The organism is Bacillus sp. 1NLA3E (assembly GCF_000242895.2).
In the GTDB taxonomy this organism is placed as follows: Bacteria; Bacillota; Bacilli; order Bacillales; family Cytobacillaceae; genus Bacillus_BU.
In genome coordinates this window covers 3,032,373-3,048,735 of the sequence record NC_021171.1, presented here as the reverse complement: position 1 = coordinate 3,048,735, position 16,363 = coordinate 3,032,373, and the positions used below count along the sequence as shown (strand labels likewise).

Annotated in this window: 15 protein-coding genes and 1 pseudogene; 15 read left to right on the top strand and 1 reads right to left on the bottom strand. The window is 34.1% G+C overall.

The window, feature by feature from the left end; all coding sequences use genetic code 11:
- The first annotated feature begins 72 nt into the window (after nt 1-72).
- The 6 genes and pseudogenes from B1NLA3E_RS14485 (at nt 73) to ltrA (ending at nt 7,636) form a co-directional block, all read left to right on the top strand.
- Nucleotides 73-993 (top strand): AraC family transcriptional regulator, encoded by a 921-nt coding sequence (locus tag B1NLA3E_RS14485; protein ID WP_015594579.1) that lies wholly within the window; start codon nt 73-75, stop codon nt 991-993.
- A gap of 574 nt (nt 994-1,567) precedes the next feature.
- Nucleotides 1,568-2,158 (top strand): class I SAM-dependent methyltransferase, encoded by a 591-nt coding sequence (locus B1NLA3E_RS14480; RefSeq protein ID WP_041580564.1) that lies wholly within the window; start codon nt 1,568-1,570, stop codon nt 2,156-2,158.
- Nucleotides 2,148-2,834, top strand: coding sequence for a response regulator transcription factor (locus B1NLA3E_RS14475; protein ID WP_015594577.1), 687 nt, complete (start codon nt 2,148-2,150; stop codon nt 2,832-2,834). Before B1NLA3E_RS14480 ends, B1NLA3E_RS14475 begins: the two co-directional genes overlap by 11 nt.
- Nucleotides 2,831-3,919 carry a sensor histidine kinase gene (locus B1NLA3E_RS14470; RefSeq protein WP_015594576.1) on the top strand — a complete coding sequence of 363 codons (1,089 nt, stop codon included), beginning with the start codon at nt 2,831-2,833 and terminating at the stop codon, nt 3,917-3,919. Before B1NLA3E_RS14475 ends, B1NLA3E_RS14470 begins: the two co-directional genes overlap by 4 nt.
- Nucleotides 3,920-4,056: 137 nt before the next feature.
- Nucleotides 4,057-4,704, top strand: a complete 648-nt coding sequence (locus B1NLA3E_RS24105) for a TVP38/TMEM64 family protein (protein WP_015594575.1) — start codon at nt 4,057-4,059, stop codon at nt 4,702-4,704.
- Between the two features lie 1,135 nt (nt 4,705-5,839).
- Nucleotides 5,840-7,636, top strand: a pseudogene (ltrA, locus tag B1NLA3E_RS14460) (group II intron reverse transcriptase/maturase).
- Between the two features lie 818 nt (nt 7,637-8,454).
- Here the strand turns inward: ltrA and B1NLA3E_RS14450 are convergent.
- Nucleotides 8,455-8,973: a GGDEF domain-containing protein gene (locus tag B1NLA3E_RS14450; protein ID WP_236619677.1), complete on the bottom strand. Its 519-nt coding sequence runs from the start codon at nt 8,971-8,973 to the stop codon at nt 8,455-8,457.
- A gap of 405 nt (nt 8,974-9,378) precedes the next feature.
- Here B1NLA3E_RS14450 and B1NLA3E_RS14445 point away from each other — a divergent pair, with 405 nt between their 5' ends.
- From B1NLA3E_RS14445 to B1NLA3E_RS14405, 9 genes are all read left to right on the top strand, one after another.
- Entirely contained in the window at nt 9,379-10,275 is an 897-nt protein-coding gene (locus B1NLA3E_RS14445; protein WP_144061487.1) for an HD-GYP domain-containing protein, read from the top strand.
- Between the two features lie 17 nt (nt 10,276-10,292).
- Entirely contained in the window at nt 10,293-10,589 is a 297-nt protein-coding gene (locus tag B1NLA3E_RS14440) for a hypothetical protein (RefSeq protein ID WP_015594572.1), read from the top strand.
- A gap of 384 nt (nt 10,590-10,973) precedes the next feature.
- Nucleotides 10,974-12,056 carry a GGDEF domain-containing protein gene (locus tag B1NLA3E_RS14435; protein WP_015594571.1) on the top strand — a complete coding sequence of 361 codons (1,083 nt, stop codon included), beginning with the start codon at nt 10,974-10,976 and terminating at the stop codon, nt 12,054-12,056.
- A 413-nt stretch (nt 12,057-12,469) separates the two neighbouring features.
- Entirely contained in the window at nt 12,470-12,805 is a 336-nt protein-coding gene (locus B1NLA3E_RS14430) for a hypothetical protein (protein WP_015594570.1), read from the top strand.
- A gap of 367 nt (nt 12,806-13,172) precedes the next feature.
- Nucleotides 13,173-13,460: a hypothetical protein gene (locus B1NLA3E_RS14425; protein ID WP_041580561.1), complete on the top strand. Its 288-nt coding sequence runs from the start codon at nt 13,173-13,175 to the stop codon at nt 13,458-13,460.
- 232 nt (nt 13,461-13,692) lie between these two features.
- Nucleotides 13,693-14,010 (top strand): YokU family protein, encoded by a 318-nt coding sequence (locus B1NLA3E_RS23325; protein WP_015594569.1) that lies wholly within the window; start codon nt 13,693-13,695, stop codon nt 14,008-14,010.
- A 138-nt stretch (nt 14,011-14,148) separates the two neighbouring features.
- Entirely contained in the window at nt 14,149-14,466 is a 318-nt protein-coding gene (locus B1NLA3E_RS14415) for a hypothetical protein (RefSeq protein ID WP_015594568.1), read from the top strand.
- Nucleotides 14,463-15,779: a DNA/RNA non-specific endonuclease gene (locus B1NLA3E_RS24100; protein ID WP_015594567.1), complete on the top strand. Its 1,317-nt coding sequence runs from the start codon at nt 14,463-14,465 to the stop codon at nt 15,777-15,779. Before B1NLA3E_RS14415 ends, B1NLA3E_RS24100 begins: the two co-directional genes overlap by 4 nt.
- Nucleotides 15,772-16,242, top strand: coding sequence for an antitoxin YezG family protein (locus B1NLA3E_RS14405; RefSeq protein ID WP_015594566.1), 471 nt, complete (start codon nt 15,772-15,774; stop codon nt 16,240-16,242). Before B1NLA3E_RS24100 ends, B1NLA3E_RS14405 begins: the two co-directional genes overlap by 8 nt.
- Nucleotides 16,243-16,363 lie beyond the last annotated feature (121 nt).

Sequence of the window (16,363 nt, the reverse complement as noted above, 5' to 3'; positions counted from 1 at the left end):
AAACGTTGTTACGATTTCGAAAAATATAAGGTATAATGATTTTGTAAAGATGAAGAAAAAGGAGAATGCGTTATGTCTGAAACAACCTACACAAAGCATCAGAAACTCGCAAAAATAATTAAGCATTATACAGGTCGTGACGGTGTAAATGACACCTCTATTCCATCTTTATCTCTAATCCGGGAATCCACTATTACAGAACCTATCTCTAGAGTTGACGTGCCTTCATTTTGCCTAATCATACAAGGTGAGAAGGAGGTGTGGTTGGGAGAGGAACGCTTTCTGTTTGGTCTGGGTAAGTACCTTGTGGCATCCGTTGATTTGCCAGTCACAGGTCAAGTGATAAGCGCCTCAACTGATTTTCCTTATTTAGCTCTCAAACTTGAATTTTCACCTAGCGAAATCTTGGAGGCTTTAGATGACACAGATATTCAAACAGAACAGAAGAAAAGTACGAAAAGGGCTATGTTTACAAGCGAAGTGGAACCATCATTGTTGGACGCAGTAGTAAGGTTAGCATCTTTGCTAGACAATCCAAAACATATCCCGAAACTTGCTCCTTTATACAAGAAAGAAATTCTTTATTGGATTCTACAGGGGCCGTTTAAGGATGCCTTGGAACAAATGGCATTACAAGGTAGTAATGCATTTCGAATTAAAAACGTTATAGAGCATATCATCAATAACTATGAAAGGTCATTTCGAATCGAGGAACTTGCAGAATTAGCAAATATGGGTGTAGCTTCGCTTCACCGGCATTTTAAAGAGGTAACTGCTATGAGTCCAATTCAGTTTCAAAAACAATTGAGATTACAGGAAGCTAGACGTTTGTTATTAATTGACTCATCAGATGTAGCTGATGTCGCCTTCAGGGTGGGCTACGAAAGTCAATCCCAATTCAGTCGAGAATATTCCCGTATGTTTGGTTTTCCACCTAGAGTGGATATAAAACGAATGAAAGAAAATCTCAGTTTAAATGAACAAAGTGTGTGATTAATCAGCTCCAGCAAGTTGGCACCTTCTAGAAGATACCTAAACGTAATTTTTTGATGGAAATAAAGATTGTGAAGGCTTGTACTTAAACTACCGGGGCGTTAGTTGAAGAACCATTAATTGATTTTATGGCAAAAGGACTTATCTTAGTTACTCCATTAAAGGGCGCTTAACTGCAGTAGTTAAGCGCCCATTTTCATTTTTGGGCCAATTTTTTGGAATAACACGACTGTTATTTTAGAACTATATATTTTAAATTGAAGAACTTATTTTAACTTTTTAGCTATCATTTTAAGATAGCTAAAAAGTTAAAATAGCGACTAAAACAGGTGCAAAATAACTCCTAAATCATGTTAATTTCACTTGCCAATTTAGGACGATTAGTAAGTTGTATATTTCAAAATGCACAAATTTACATTTATTCACACCTAGCATGCCGTTTTTGGACTTATCTCTGACTTGCCCCTTAAGAGCTTATTGGAAACTTAAGAATTCTTAAGAATATTTGCCCCATTTTCTTCAGGTTTGGATTCTAAAGTATGATTATCAATTCAAACCAGTGGGGTGGTTAAATATGAAACAGCTCTCTTTCTTATTTCAATTTATAATTAATCCAAAAGCAGTGGGTGCAATCCTTCCTAGTTCAAGGTTTCTTGGAGAAAAAATGATTGAGGGAATTGATTTTAAGAAAGCAAAATACATTGTCGAATATGGACCTGGTATAGGTGTATTCACAGAAAAATTGTCAAAAAAAAGAGATCCCAATACAATTATTTTATTAGTGGAAAATAATAAGGAATTTTATTTATTATTAAACGAAAAATTTAAAGAAGAAGAGAATTTATTCATTGTATATGGATCTGCTGAAAATATTGAACAGTATTTAAGGGAGTACGGTATCCCTTATGCCGATTGTGTTATTTCTGGTCTTCCATTTGCAAGTTTACCAAAACAGGTTTCAAATAAAATTTTATTAAATACCACGAAAATCCTAAACAAGGATGGACAATTCATTACTTTCCAATACACTATATTTAAAAAGGCATTCATTGAAAAGTTTTTTACCAAAATAGATATAAAAAGAGAATTTAGAAATGTGCCACCTGCTTATGTCTTTAGCTGTTCGATGAAAGAAAAAAATGTGGAGGAATATTATGGAGTCTAAAATTCTTATTGTTGATGATGATAAAGAAATTAGAAATCTAATTTCGATTTATTTAGAAAATGAGGGTATGCAAACCCAAAAAGCGGAAGATGCTATCGAAGCCTTAAAATTATTGGAAGATAAGGAGTTTGATCTCATTATTTTAGATATAATGATGCCAAAAATGGATGGAATTGAAGCATGTATGAAGATTAGACGAGAACGTAATATGCCCATCATCATGCTCTCTGCAAAATCAGAAGCTATGGATAAAATCCAGGGCCTTGCTTCCGGCGCAGATGATTATTTATCAAAACCGTTCAACCCCTTGGAATTGATTGCCAGGGTAAAATCCCAATTAAGAAGATTCAAAAAATACAATACTGACACTGACAGCAATAAGGCCGTCATCGAAATTGGCGATTTAACCGTTAATTCTGATACTCGACAGGTATGGGTACGAGGGAAGGAAGTAAGGCTGACCCCAAAAGAATTCGATATACTTGAGCTTCTTGCCCGTAACAAAGGGATTGTCCTAAGTGTTGAAAAAATATATGTAGCAGTTTGGAAGGAAGACTTTTTTAAATCTGATAATACCGTGATGGTGCATATTACAAAAATTAGAGACAAAGTAGAAGAGGATCCGAAACACCCCATTTACATTAAAACGGTTTGGGGCGTAGGGTATAAAATATGAGGAGAATTCATTTTAGGAATAAGATATTTGTAAAGCTTCTTGGTTCGATCTCTATTAGTTTTTTGGGTTCAATTTGTATCTTGAACATTATTTTGCGATTCATCTCAAACCTGATTGGGATGAAACTCCTGACCCCGACAGAGTTTAGTGTATTACAAATTAGTTTGATGATGCTATTTATGTTTTCAGTAGTTATCTTTACTTTTATTGCTTTTTTTTTGTTATTGGTACGGAAAAAATTAATGTATTTGAAGCTCATTTCCGAAAGCGTTAATCATATTGCCAATGGAAAACTGGGTTTGATGATTGAAACTAAGGGAAAAGACGAATTAACCCAGCTCGCTCAAAATATTAATTATATGTCAAAAGAGTTAGAAAATAAATTTGAACATGAAAGACGAATAGAAAGTGCAAAAAATGAACTCATAACAAATGTATCCCATGATTTACGTACACCTTTGACATCAATCATTGGATATTTGGATTTATTAAGAAAAGGTCAATATGACAATAAGATACAATATCAGGAGTACCTTGAAACCATTTATTCAAAATCACAAAGACTGAAATATCTAATTGACGAACTATTTGAATATACCCGTTTATCAAGTCCTGATGTTAAGTTAAACCTAAGTGAGGTGGACTTGGGAGGATTATTGGAGCAAATCATTGGAGAATACATTCCTATATTTGAAAAGGAACACATAAGTGTTCAAAAGATGATAACAAAAGAAGATATACCTGTTGTACTTGATGCAGAAAAGATGGTCCGTGTTTATGAAAATCTCTTTATGAATGCGATAAAATACAGCTTGAAACCATCCGAATTACATATAAGTCTTGAAACAAAGGGTAACAAAGCAATTTTGAAAGTATCAAATAAATCTGAAAAACCTCCAGTAAACAATGTTAATAAATTGTTTGAACGGTTTTTTCGGGGAGATAAGGTAAGAAGTGATAATCGTGGAACTGGACTTGGACTTACTATCTCAAAAAGAATTGTTGAACTTCATGATGGGATCATTTGTGCTGAATATAAAGAAGGTTGGATGAATTTTATTATTGAATATCCTATACACAGGTAATAGCTTATGGGGCTAAAGGTTTCCATAAGCTTTTTTATTTTACATTAACTTAAGAATCCTTAAGGATTTTACGGGGTGTTTCTTAATTCCCATTGCTTATGATGTATGTATAGAAAGCAATGAGGAGAGTGACGAAATTGAAAAAGAAAATTACCATTGTGTCTATATGGATTTTATTCATTTATATATTAAAGCAAAATCATTTATTTTCACTTGACATGGATACGCTAAAGCAATTTATATCTGGAAATACAAAATATGCAATGCTGTTGTTTGTTGCTCTATGGGTTGTTAGGTTGCTAATTTTTATACCAGGTGTAACCCTTATGATTTTAGGGGGAATATGCTTTGATCCAATCGTAGGTTTTTTATTATCAATGGTAGGCATGATATTAAGCGAAACCGTGGTTTATATTTTTTCGAGAATTTTTTCCAATGAAAAAATTATACAGTATTTAGAGAGAAAACACCCAGAATTAAAAACATCATTGGAGTCCTACAATTATAAGCTTTTAGCTCTAGGAATCATTTGTCCGATAGCTCCAACAGATGCAATTTGTTTTTTATCAGCAGCAGCTGGATTAAAATATTCTACTTACATTTTAACAATAATTATTTCGAACATCCCTTTAATGATGTTATATAGCTTTATTGGAATCAGCTTTAGTGAGTCTTTAATGGGGATCATTTTAGTTGTCATATCATTTGTTTTGATTGCTTTTATATCCATAAAAATTTGGAACAATTTTAAGCAGAAGCAAAAAACAGAGCTACAGCATTGTTAATTATAAATCAAATATATTACCCCCAAAAAGATTAAAAGCCGATGAATCCTAAGGACTAAAGGAAAATCAGCTTTCTTCATGTTGAAATTTGCTTAGCGTATGTTTTTCGCGTTTTGCTGGTAGGCCCCCCTATTACTGAGTACTAAGTTTCATCTAACATTGTTTCCAAAGGGAATGCTTCTATATGGGTTTCAGTATCTACTAAAAATTGGAATACGACCCACCAATTCCATTTTGGTTTTTACAACAACAAAATGGCCAAGGTGTCTATTTTGCAAAGACTAAATATCTAAATGTACTTCAATAAGAATCGTCGTAAAGCGTTGCTAAGGCAGCTTTTTTAAGCTAACAGGGTGTTTATCTTGAACAAGATTTAATAAATGATCTTCCACAATCGGGCGCGTGCGATGTGTTCTGTTATAAGCACTAAAGTGCGAAAAACAGGAGACTTTTCAATTTTATATAATACTAAAATTAAAATCTCAACTTTACAACCGAGGATGGGAATGACGGAACCATGTTACCTGAAACCATCCCGACAATACTCCTGCATGCGTCATAATTGACAGATTATGGGGTATGAAGCCAGGTGGAGTCGGCAGAACAGAGGCTAAAGACTCACTTTTTTTTTTTTTTCGTGATGCCATGCCAATGGATATGCCGGGCGGCTGAAAAACTAGATATGGTGAGAATCGTTCCAGATATAGGAACTGACGAACTTTCGAATTTAAGGGTCTAAAGATTGAACATATGGAAACCTATGGACCATCTAACGATGGTGTGAGTGGTGTGGAGTAAAAATGCGCCCTCTGAAACACGCTATATCGAACTATGGCGATATCCAGCTCACAGGCTTAAAGAAAGCACCTACGTCTAGGGAGGATAGCTAGGTTGTAAGGAACGCGGAAAGCAAGGAACATTGAAACGAAGGCTGTCACCTGAAATGGTTGTTATAAGGTTAAACCGAAATACATTTATCCTTGTGAGGGTAGGGGCACGACCTATGAAACTTCTGTAATGGGAGCGGAGGAACAGCCCCGAGTCTAGCGAAATCAAACGATTATTTTCCTAAAGTGCATTGCACCGATCGGGTATGAACATGGGAACATCACCTCGGAGAGGGGGGGATGCCACAGTGCAAGCTCTACGATATTGGGATTACTACAGTATGACTGAAACTTTTACGGATTTATATGATAGAGCCACTCGTAAAGAATCTTTTACCCGATTATATGACTTTATTACATCAAGAGAAAATATTCTACTGTCTTATCGAATCATAAAATCTAATAAAGGTTCAAAAACTGCGGGAACAGATGGTAAAACTATAAGCGATATAAAAATACTGTCTGAAGATGAACTAGTAACCACTGTACAAAGTAAATTACGAAACTATCGTCCAAAGAAAGTAAGACGAAAACTGATTGAAAAAGAAAATGGAAAGATGAGACCGCTTGGAATTCCTTGTATTTTAGACCGAATTATCCAACAGTGCTTCAAGCAAGTTCTGGAACCTATTGCAGAAGCTCAATTCTATAAACATAGCTATGGTTTTAGACCTCTTCGGTCTACTTACCATTCAATGGCAAGAGTACAATCCTTAGTTAATCACGCATCACTTCACTATGTAGTTGACATTGATACTAAAGGTTTCTTCGATAATATCAACCATACCTTGCTTATCAAACAACTGTGGAATCTAGGTATTCAAGATAAAAAGGTCTTAGTTTGTATTTCCAAAATGCTAAAAGCTGAAATTGATGGAGAAGGAATCCCTTCAAAAGGGGCACCTCAAGGTGGATTGTTATCGCCTTTACTTTCTAATGTTGTCCTTAACGATTTAGACCAATGGGTATCCACACAATGGGAGTTCTTTCCTTTAAATCGACCATACAAAACAAGAGAAGGTCAGCTGTATGCCAAAAAACGTACCAATCTTAATGAAGGATATTTGGTTCGTTATGCAGACGACTTTAAAATTCTCTGTCGAGATTGGAAAACAGCCCAAAGATGGTTTGCTGCCGTAAGGCAGTACCTAAAAGACCGCCTAAAATTAGATGTTTCGCCAGAAAAATCTCAAATTGTAAACCTTCGAAAACGCAATTCAGAATTTCTAGGTTTCACGATTAGGGCGAACAAGAAAAGAAACAAGAGGGTTGCCCACACGGGAATAAAAGATAACAAAAAGCAAAAAATCAAGGCTGAAGCGAAAAAACGCATTCAGATACTTAGAGCGTCCCCAACATCTCAAAATGCTTTACTTTTCAATAGTTTCGTCTTAGGAATGCATAATTATTTCAATCGAGCAACCCATGTTAATATAGAGTTCTCTCGCATTGCCTACGAACTGCAATCCTTTATGTACAATCGTCTAAAATCCGTCGGTATATATGAACATCCATCAAATGCATCTCCTACTTATAAGAAATTTTACAGCACAGGAACTTAAACGTTTAAAGTAGCTAATGTATATCTATTCCCTCTTTCTTATGTGAAAACTAGGAACGCCATGAACTTTAGTCATGGTCTTACCCCTTTTACAATTGAAGGAAGAGCACGTATACATAAAAAGATTCAAACGGATATTCAACGGGAAATCTCATTATTGATGAAGTCAACTATTCAGGCACGAAGTGTTGAATATTTGGATAATCGGATTAGCCGATACAGTATGAAAATGGGGAAATGTGAAATCACAGGCAATTTCCTATATGCTAATGAAGTTCACTGTCATCATTATATCCCAGTACATCTTGATGGAAGCGATCAATTTAAAAACCTTCGCATTCTCCATAAAGATGTGCATCAATTAATTCATATGACGGATAAAAAGACGATTACAATACTCATATCGAAACTTGGAATTTCTGGACCTATGGTTCAGAAAATTAATACTTACCGCGAAAAATGCGGAATAGAACCAATCTCATAATGGATGGGTAACAAGGAACTTATAATCTAGTACAAATCGTTAGATGGAGCGCGGAATGATGGGAAACTATCACGTTCCGTGTGGGGCAAGGGAAAAGCTGGAGATAACATCAAAGGTTTACCTATTGCTACTTTCCTGCAATAAGGAAAGTGTTTTTTTCCATTTTAGGGCCATTTAATTGAAAAACACATTTAAAGAAAGTTGGATATTCATATAAAAATTTATGTGACAATAATGGTTGGTATGAAGAATGTACAAAAGAAATCAGCTAACATGGAATAGTTCTTCTCATTTCAGAAATGTTGGCATATTTGCTTCATATGAGAAGGATTTTGAATTTCAAAACAGTGGCAATTAACCATTACAACTCTTGGGAGGGGGAGCCATGTCTAAATATGAAAAATATCAAGAAGGGATTGAAGAACCATTGATGCTGTGAAAACAGGTAAAGTCAGTGGATTTCAATTTTATACCTATAATGAGGGTGAGTTTTTCGATTTTCGCAATTTAAAAGTGGTTTCTGAGGAAGAAGTTAAAAGTTGCATTAACAAATACATTTACACCTCAAATAAATATCCAGAAACTGAACCGTGTGAATTGTGCGGAGCTCCAGACAAAGAAGAATAAAGCAAGGACCGCTACTTAGCGGTCCCCTTTTTATTCCTTTTGCATAACTTTTTTTATAGCTCATATGGATTGTTTCTTATCTTAAGAAACTCATTATATAACGACAACCAAAGCTCTCCGTATTCTTCAAAAATGATGGCATACATCCACAAACCGCCGTCATTTTGGTTTTATAAAACAACATACCTATTCTAATGAACTAACTCAAAGTCCTCATAAGCACAAATGCAACTCTTATTTATATCCTTAGACTTATACATCTTTCTATCAGCAGCATTAATCAACTTATCTAAAGTTTCACCGTCATAAGGGAAGAGTGCCATTCCAGCAGATAAACCAATATTTGTTCCATATTTATCTTCTATAACCCTACTTAATATCTTTTTAGTTTCATCTTTGTCAGCCTTAGGACAAATTACTAGAAATTCGTCTCCACCCCATCTGGCAACAATGTCGGTTTTCCTTACGCTACTTAAAATTATCTTTGATACTATTTGGAGTGTTTTGTCTCCATATTCGTGACCATGCTTGTCATTTATTTTTTTAAAATTATTAATATCAAGAACCAATACACCAATATTTTCATTTGTCTTTAATAATTTAGGGAATACATTATAGACATACCTTCTGGTATATAACTTTGTTAAAAAATCCCTATCAGAAAGAAATTTTAAGTTATCAAACTGTTTACCAAAAACCCAACTTAATATTACGCTACAATTGAGGTAGGGATTTGTTCTAATAAAGGTTCTTTAAAGATAAATAAAGAGATTAAACTAAAGGATAAAGAACTACTTAACAGTGTTATCCGACCTTTATATTCCATATACTCCCCTCCTGTCTCCGATTATAGTGTCAATACAAATACCATTATAATTTGTATTTATATTTTTGCATTCTCTATCAACTTTATTTTATTATATTGTTATTATTCTAACAAATTTATTTTTTGAACTAATCCAAATTAAACCTAAAACAAATAGGGAACTTTTGGAGATTTTAACTATAATAAAAAACTATTCCTGAGTTCAAATATCTAATTAAGTCTTGTGGATATTTATAAAAGTTAATGTGATATTATAGATATGTATAAAATATTGTTAGGGGTATTCAATATGAGCAACCACTACGAAAACAGTCCAATTGATACAGTAATTTTAAAAGGCCTAAAAGCCTCCCTTTTGGGTTTTAAAGATGGAACAGAAGTTATCAAACATGAGCTTAAAGAAGGACAGAGTTGGGGAATTACTCCTGAAGAAGGCTGGGAAGCTTTAGAATTTATGTATATTACAAAAGGAAAAATGACCTGTCAGAAAGATAAGAGTTTTATTATTCTACAAACAGGTGATTATTTAAGTTTATGTCCAGTTAAAGAATTTTTGTTTTTTATTGCGGATGAAGATACAGAATTTATCTACGTTACTTCACAACCTGTTTTTTATCGTTATAGTGAAAGCCTAGGAAAATTAATGGATTTAGCTGTAGATGTCGAGAAGAAAGATGGATATACTGCTGACCATTGCGAAAGAATTATGAAGTTATCCATGAAAGTTGGATCAGAAATGAACCTGTCCAACCACGAAATGTATGTATTAAATTGTGCATCCTTCTTTCACGATGTAGGGAAAATAAAGATCCCATTAGAAATATTAAATAAATCGACAAAATTATCAGATAGTGATTGGAACGTTTTAAAGAGGCATGCAACATATGGTAAAGATATTTTAGATGAAACAGGCAATCCTTTTTTAATTGAAGCCGGTAAAATCGTTGAACAACACCATGAGAGATGGGACGGTAAAGGTTATCCTAAAGGCCTAAAAGGAGACGAGATAGACATTAGTGCTGCAATAATATCTGTTGTAGACTCTTATGATGCCATGACAACGGATAGAATATATAGAAAAAGATTATCTAAAGAAATTGCGATACAAGAAATTAAAAATAATAGTGAAAAAATGTATAATCCTAAAGTTGTTGAAATTTTCCTAGGATTATATCAAAATAATTAACAAGGAGGTGAAGAACCTTGAGAAGACTAGGAGTTTTACTTACAGTATTATTAGTATCTTTGATTCTTTATGCTGGTAATGGAAGTGCTGAGTATTTACCTCAATATGATACTTATATTGAAATTAGTACGAACGGAAATATTGAGCATTTCCCATTAGATTCTAGTAAGGCGCAGGATATGTTTGAACATCAGGAAAGTATCCATGAAAAAGTAGAACAGATTACTGGAAGAGATGTTGACCATTCATACATTTGGATTGTATTGAATGGTGAAACGATTGTAGCTGCCGATCCTCCAGTAGGCGGATTCTAATTATTTTAAAAAAGAAACTCATACTCTTGGTTATTCGTCGAAAATTTAACCGAAGAGTATGATTTTTTTTTTGCGAACCAATCTAATGTAACTCAAAAGAGACAAAAGAGTCGCTTTTCTTCAGCAAACGGGCAAGATTGTGGAGGAAATCATTCAGAATTTGAAAATAAATTAGGGGTTGATTGTTAAGTATTACACTTAAATTAACATTTCAGGATAGCTGAAGAATTTTAGACTTCGCACTAATTAATTGCAGAAAAACAAAATTTCTTTCTTCCCCTAAAAAAACATTTTTTTGCTATAATATGGTTAATTTCATTTTTTAAATATAATTTTTTGTGTATTGTTTTGATTGGAATATATTTACTAATTAGGGGAAACACTATGTTAAAAGATTTGTTTGTTCATGTTTGTATTGTTATTACCTTCCTGTTCATTGGAGGAATGGCATTAAGACGTATGCCCATTATTGATAATATTTTGCAAAAGTTAATATTAGGTATTTCTACAGGAATTCTAGGCTCATTCTTAATGGAATTTTCTATCCATTTAACCCCAACAATCATAATGGATTTTAGGCATGTAGCTATTCTTTTATCAGCTCTATATGGTGGTTATATTGCTACTTTTGTTTCAGTAATAATTATCTGTTTATGTAGGGCTATATTTTTTAGTGGTTCTACAATATCGCTCTTGATTTCGGTTGTCATGATGGTTTGCATAGGAACTTTTGCCACTTTTATTTCAAAATTAAGTTTTTCTGAGCTCAAGAAGTGGATATACATGTATCTTTTTAGCTTGGTAACACTTACTACGGGCTTTCTTTATTTATTAGGTATGTCAAAGGGATTCTATGATTTCATGATTAAATATTGGGTAATTAGCATAATTGCAGGAGCTTTAATTTTTTATTGTGCTAATTTCATCATTCAGTCCAAACGAATATTTTATGAAATGAAAAAAGATTCAACAACAGATTTCCTAACTGGTTTATATAATGTTCGCTATTTTGATTCTAAATTAAATGCATCTATTAAAAAGGCAAAGGAATATAGTGAAAAGTTATCTTTTCTTATGATAGATATTGACCATTTTAAAATGGTAAACGATACATTTGGTCACATTGTAGGTGATGAAGTTTTAAGAAAACTAGGGGCTTTAATATCTAGTTGTGCCCGTTCCTTTGACATCGTTTCAAGGATGGGGGGTGAGGAATTTTCTGTATTGTTATTAAATTGTAATCATGCCCAAGCATTAGAAATTGCTGAAAAGATTCGTTATGCTGTTGAAAACCATAAAATTAAATTTCCTAATGGAAAGGAAATAAATGTAACAATTTCAATTGGTGTAGCAACATATTTGGAGACAACTCAATATCCAGAGCATCTAGTACGCCAAGCTGACAAAGCATTGTATAATGCAAAACGGACAGGAAGAAATAACGTTTGCTCAACATGGGTGTCGTAATAGTAGGGCAAAAATGTTTCCTTATGTAACAAAATTTATAATGTCAAATAGCACCTCGATGTGTTCGGTAACTGAAGGTATTTATGAAAATATAGATAACGTGTATCAAGCAATAAGGTTTTGTCCCCTACTAGACTATAAGTAGCTCCTGGTTGTTCCATTAAAGGGCGCTTTCCTGTAATAAGGAAAGTGCTTTTTTCCATTTTAGGGCCAGATTGTTGAACAACACCTGGGTATCTAGGTTAAAGGTTAGAAGAGATTGTGAAATTTTGTACTTACGAACGTTGCAGGTTAGTAAAGTAGGAATAAGGTTAAATGATATTTATGGAGGAAGATATGACTTCATATAAAAAAAGTATTCCAAAATTTTACCATAAATGGTGATATACTTTAAAAAAGGAGGGCAATGCAGAATGGAATTCAAATTTGGGAACGGTGCTATTGTTCTACCCCCTTTACACATTACAATTATCGCAATAATTATTATTTTCCTTTTAGTAAGGTGGAGCAAGCAATTAGAAACACGACGTTTTACGGTTTTCTTTTACTTTCTGATTAGCACTTACATTGCTCCAATTTTTTCTCGCAGTACCAAAGAAGGTGTCTTTCAGCTATGGATTCCCTTGGGATTTATAGTAGTTTTCTTTTACTTGTTTGGCAGCAAAAGAATCCATCCATCTAAAATGAAAGCGAGTATTTTAGGATTTTCCATAGCATTATATCAGTTAATTCTTCAATATGTCGGGTAGTTTTTGGTATTCCACTAAAGGGCGCTATCTGAAAAAGGATTGGTGCCCTTTTAGTTGAATTTATTGCATTAAAGGTCAGGTTAGTGGAATTGGAATAAGGAGTTGACGTATTATTTTAGAAACTTTATTTGGTATCATAATTATTTTGTTCTTACTGGGAGTATGCTTTTTAATGATGTATTGGGGATTTAACCAAATCTATAAAACTACACTAAAGTCAAAAAAGAACAGTGATGCAGAGTTAACAAAGGAAATAGATTTTTTAAAAAAACGAGTAGAGTTGCTTGAAAGAAAATTAGATAACAAACAAAAATAATAAATACTAATTCGTTATTCAAGTTTTGAGAAAAACTTAAGGAGGACTTCTATGGGATTATTATTTTGGCCATTTATTATTGCTTCAATTTTATTCTCATTTAAAGCTTTAGGTTTGAAGAAGCCAATATTTCTTGTGATTTCCTGCCTACTTATAACACCATTATCACTCTACTTAGCTGCAACACCACGTTTTGAATGGTGGGGTTTGATATTTCCATTCTTTTACCTTGGAGCTGCTTTTTCCCTAAGAAAAAACATCAGGTGGCTATCGGCATTGCTGATCTCACCAAACATTTTATTAATTGGATGGATTGGATATGTTGTAATGAATCAATAGGAATATAAACATATATCTATGTTCCAGAATAGGGCGCAAATCTGAACAAGAGATGCGCTATTTTTGTTATGGGCCAGATTGGGAACAACTCCTTGATATCAAGGTAAAAGTTTAGAAGAAATTGTGAAATTCTACACTTAAAGAACGGTCAGTTTAGTTCAAGAAGGAGAAGTAAGCCGTTTTGGTTAAATATATCATAATCACTAACTAAAGAAGGATTAAAGGTGTAGCTATGAAACAAATTCAGGGAATTAGTGTAGAGGGAGTAAGGTATATTGGCGAATCAGGGGATCCTGGGTTTATTGATTTTAGGGAATGTAATCACAACTGGATACAGTACCGGAGCAGAACAAAGAACCTAAAGGATGATGAAATACAAAATATCTGCCAGGAATGTGACATGGTGTACCAGCCAGACAACATCATAAAAGAAATTGAAGATCAATTGTTTTTAGTGGATACAAGTATCATCGGAAATTCAATCAATTTTAAGGAATTAATGATATTACCAAGATTGTTGAAGAAAAATTATTTTGATTTTTCTTCTTAGGATTTGTGTATAAATGGCACTCAGTAATGGGTGCTATTTTGTTTTTATCAGCTAAAAGAAGTAAGATTATGTAAATTATTTATGTTGATTGTGGGTAATTTTGGTAATATGAAATATAAGATAATATGAGAGGAGACGATGAAAATCAAACTTGTCGATGAAGTGGAAAGGGTCGCGAAACGAAAGCTCTATCAAGTAAAGATTCCTATATTAGAAGGTTACCGGTCGAATGTGAAACAGGCAAAAGAAGATTTGGAAATTGGAAAAAGAATGTACCGTAATGCACACTCTACCTTTGTCACACCTTGGGAAGGTGATGCAAGAGTGGATTATGATACTATTGCGAATGAGTTAATTGGTCTAGAACGAAATATTTATTATTTAGGTGAAGAGCTACTCGCTGAGGTAAATAAAGAGATTCGTAAGCTTCAAGGAAAAGTAGATGAGTTAAGATGAGCAAGATTAAGGTGAATGATGAGGATTTAAAACAGTTTGCTAGTATAATAGGTAAGGTAGAAGATAAGTGTAGAGAGGCAATTCGTCATCTAAACGTGGATTTGACCTCATTGCTTTCGAATATACCCGGTGTATCCACGAAAAGAATTCAGGATATTGAGGCCACCTATAAGCAAGTAATACATAAATACAGAGAAAAGCTTGATTATGCTCAGCAGTTGGTTAAGAAAACTGAAGCAGCCATGAATCAGGCCGAGAAGAATCTCGCAATGAAGGCCGGGGAGTTTGGCCTTGAGATGTTGGGCTATTATGACGCTCAAAGGATATTCAGTGAATATGATCCTATTACGGGGGAAAAGGTTTCCGTTGGAGATCGGCTACTGGCAACCGGGATGCTGGCATTATCTCTTTTTCCACCTGCAAAGGTTGTAGGTGTTGGTGGGAAGGTTGCTGTCAAAGGAGTAAATGCTGGTACCAAGTTCGGACTTTCAGCTTTTGCGAAAAACCTTCCTACTTTTTATAGCATGAAAAATGTCTTGAATACGAAGAAAGTCCTTGAGGTTTTTAAAGGGATATACAAGGAAGTAGTCAAAGCGCCACTGGCTGCAACCGAGCTTTGGATGGAGCGAACAGTAAGGCAAATAGTTGATTTTCGTTTGCCTGTTATTAATCCGCAGGTGGTGACAACAATTGGGGCTATTCCATCGAAAACAATAGGAGAAGCTTTTGGCGGGACGAAGGACTTTTTTGTTAAAATGACAAGAGGAGAAGCTGACAATAGGTCGGTTTGGAGAGATACTAAGGTTACGGATAAATCTGTTCATAAAGTAAATTACGGTGATCATTATACTAGGAATGGTCGTAAGAAAGTATTAAAACCTGATGTTGAGTACACAAGTAAAGAAGGCTACAATTATAAAACAGATTGTCAAGGTCGGATCTCTAGTGCTGAAGGCACTCTCAAATTTGGAGATGGCAAAAGAAATAAATATGCCCAAAAGGTTGTTGGAAGAGAAAATAGATTGCCAGATGATGAAGGTGGTCATTTAATTGCAAATATTTTCAAAGGGTCTGGTGGTCTGGATAATCTTGTTCCAATGAATGGGAATCTAAACAAAGGTGAATGGAAGAAACTTGAGAATACATGGACAGATGCACTTAAACTAGGTGATGATGTGAAGGTGAAGATAACCCCAAATTATATGGAAGACTCACAACGTCCAATAAGTTTCGATATTAAGTATAAAATTGGTGATGATGAATGGGAAATTAGAAGATTTGATAATGTACCGGGGGGCAAGAAAGATGAATGATGAACAATTAGATAGATTATATCAGAAGATAGCTGAGGTTGTTGTAGATACTATTCCAGAAGACTGGTCCAAGGTTTATTTATACGGTGAGGTAGTTGAAGGATCTCAGTCTACTTACTTTTATTATTACCCTGAAGGCAGTGACAAACCAATATACAGCCATGGAATAACTGAACTATTTACAATAAGTGAACTAGAATACTCAGAAAAATGGCATCTATTAGTAGATTTTATTCAGGAACTTTGGAGAGAGTTTAATATTAATGGTCAAGAGCCTTGGTCGAATTTCACTTTGGTATTGGATAAGTTAGGAAAGTTTAAGATTGATTATAATTATGATGATCTTACAAATAAAGACCCGCATGAAAGAAAAACTATTTGGAAATATAAGAATCTTGGCATTATGCCTAAAAGCAATTCTGGAAAAAAACATTTAGAAAAATATCTTGCCAAGCTGGAATAAAGAAAAAAAAATACCTAAAGTAAGTTAAGGATGAAAAGTTCGAGAAATAGGCGATATGATATTTTTAATGTATGAAGTATCATCACAGTGAACTCACTACTACATTAATCTGTCTGCAATC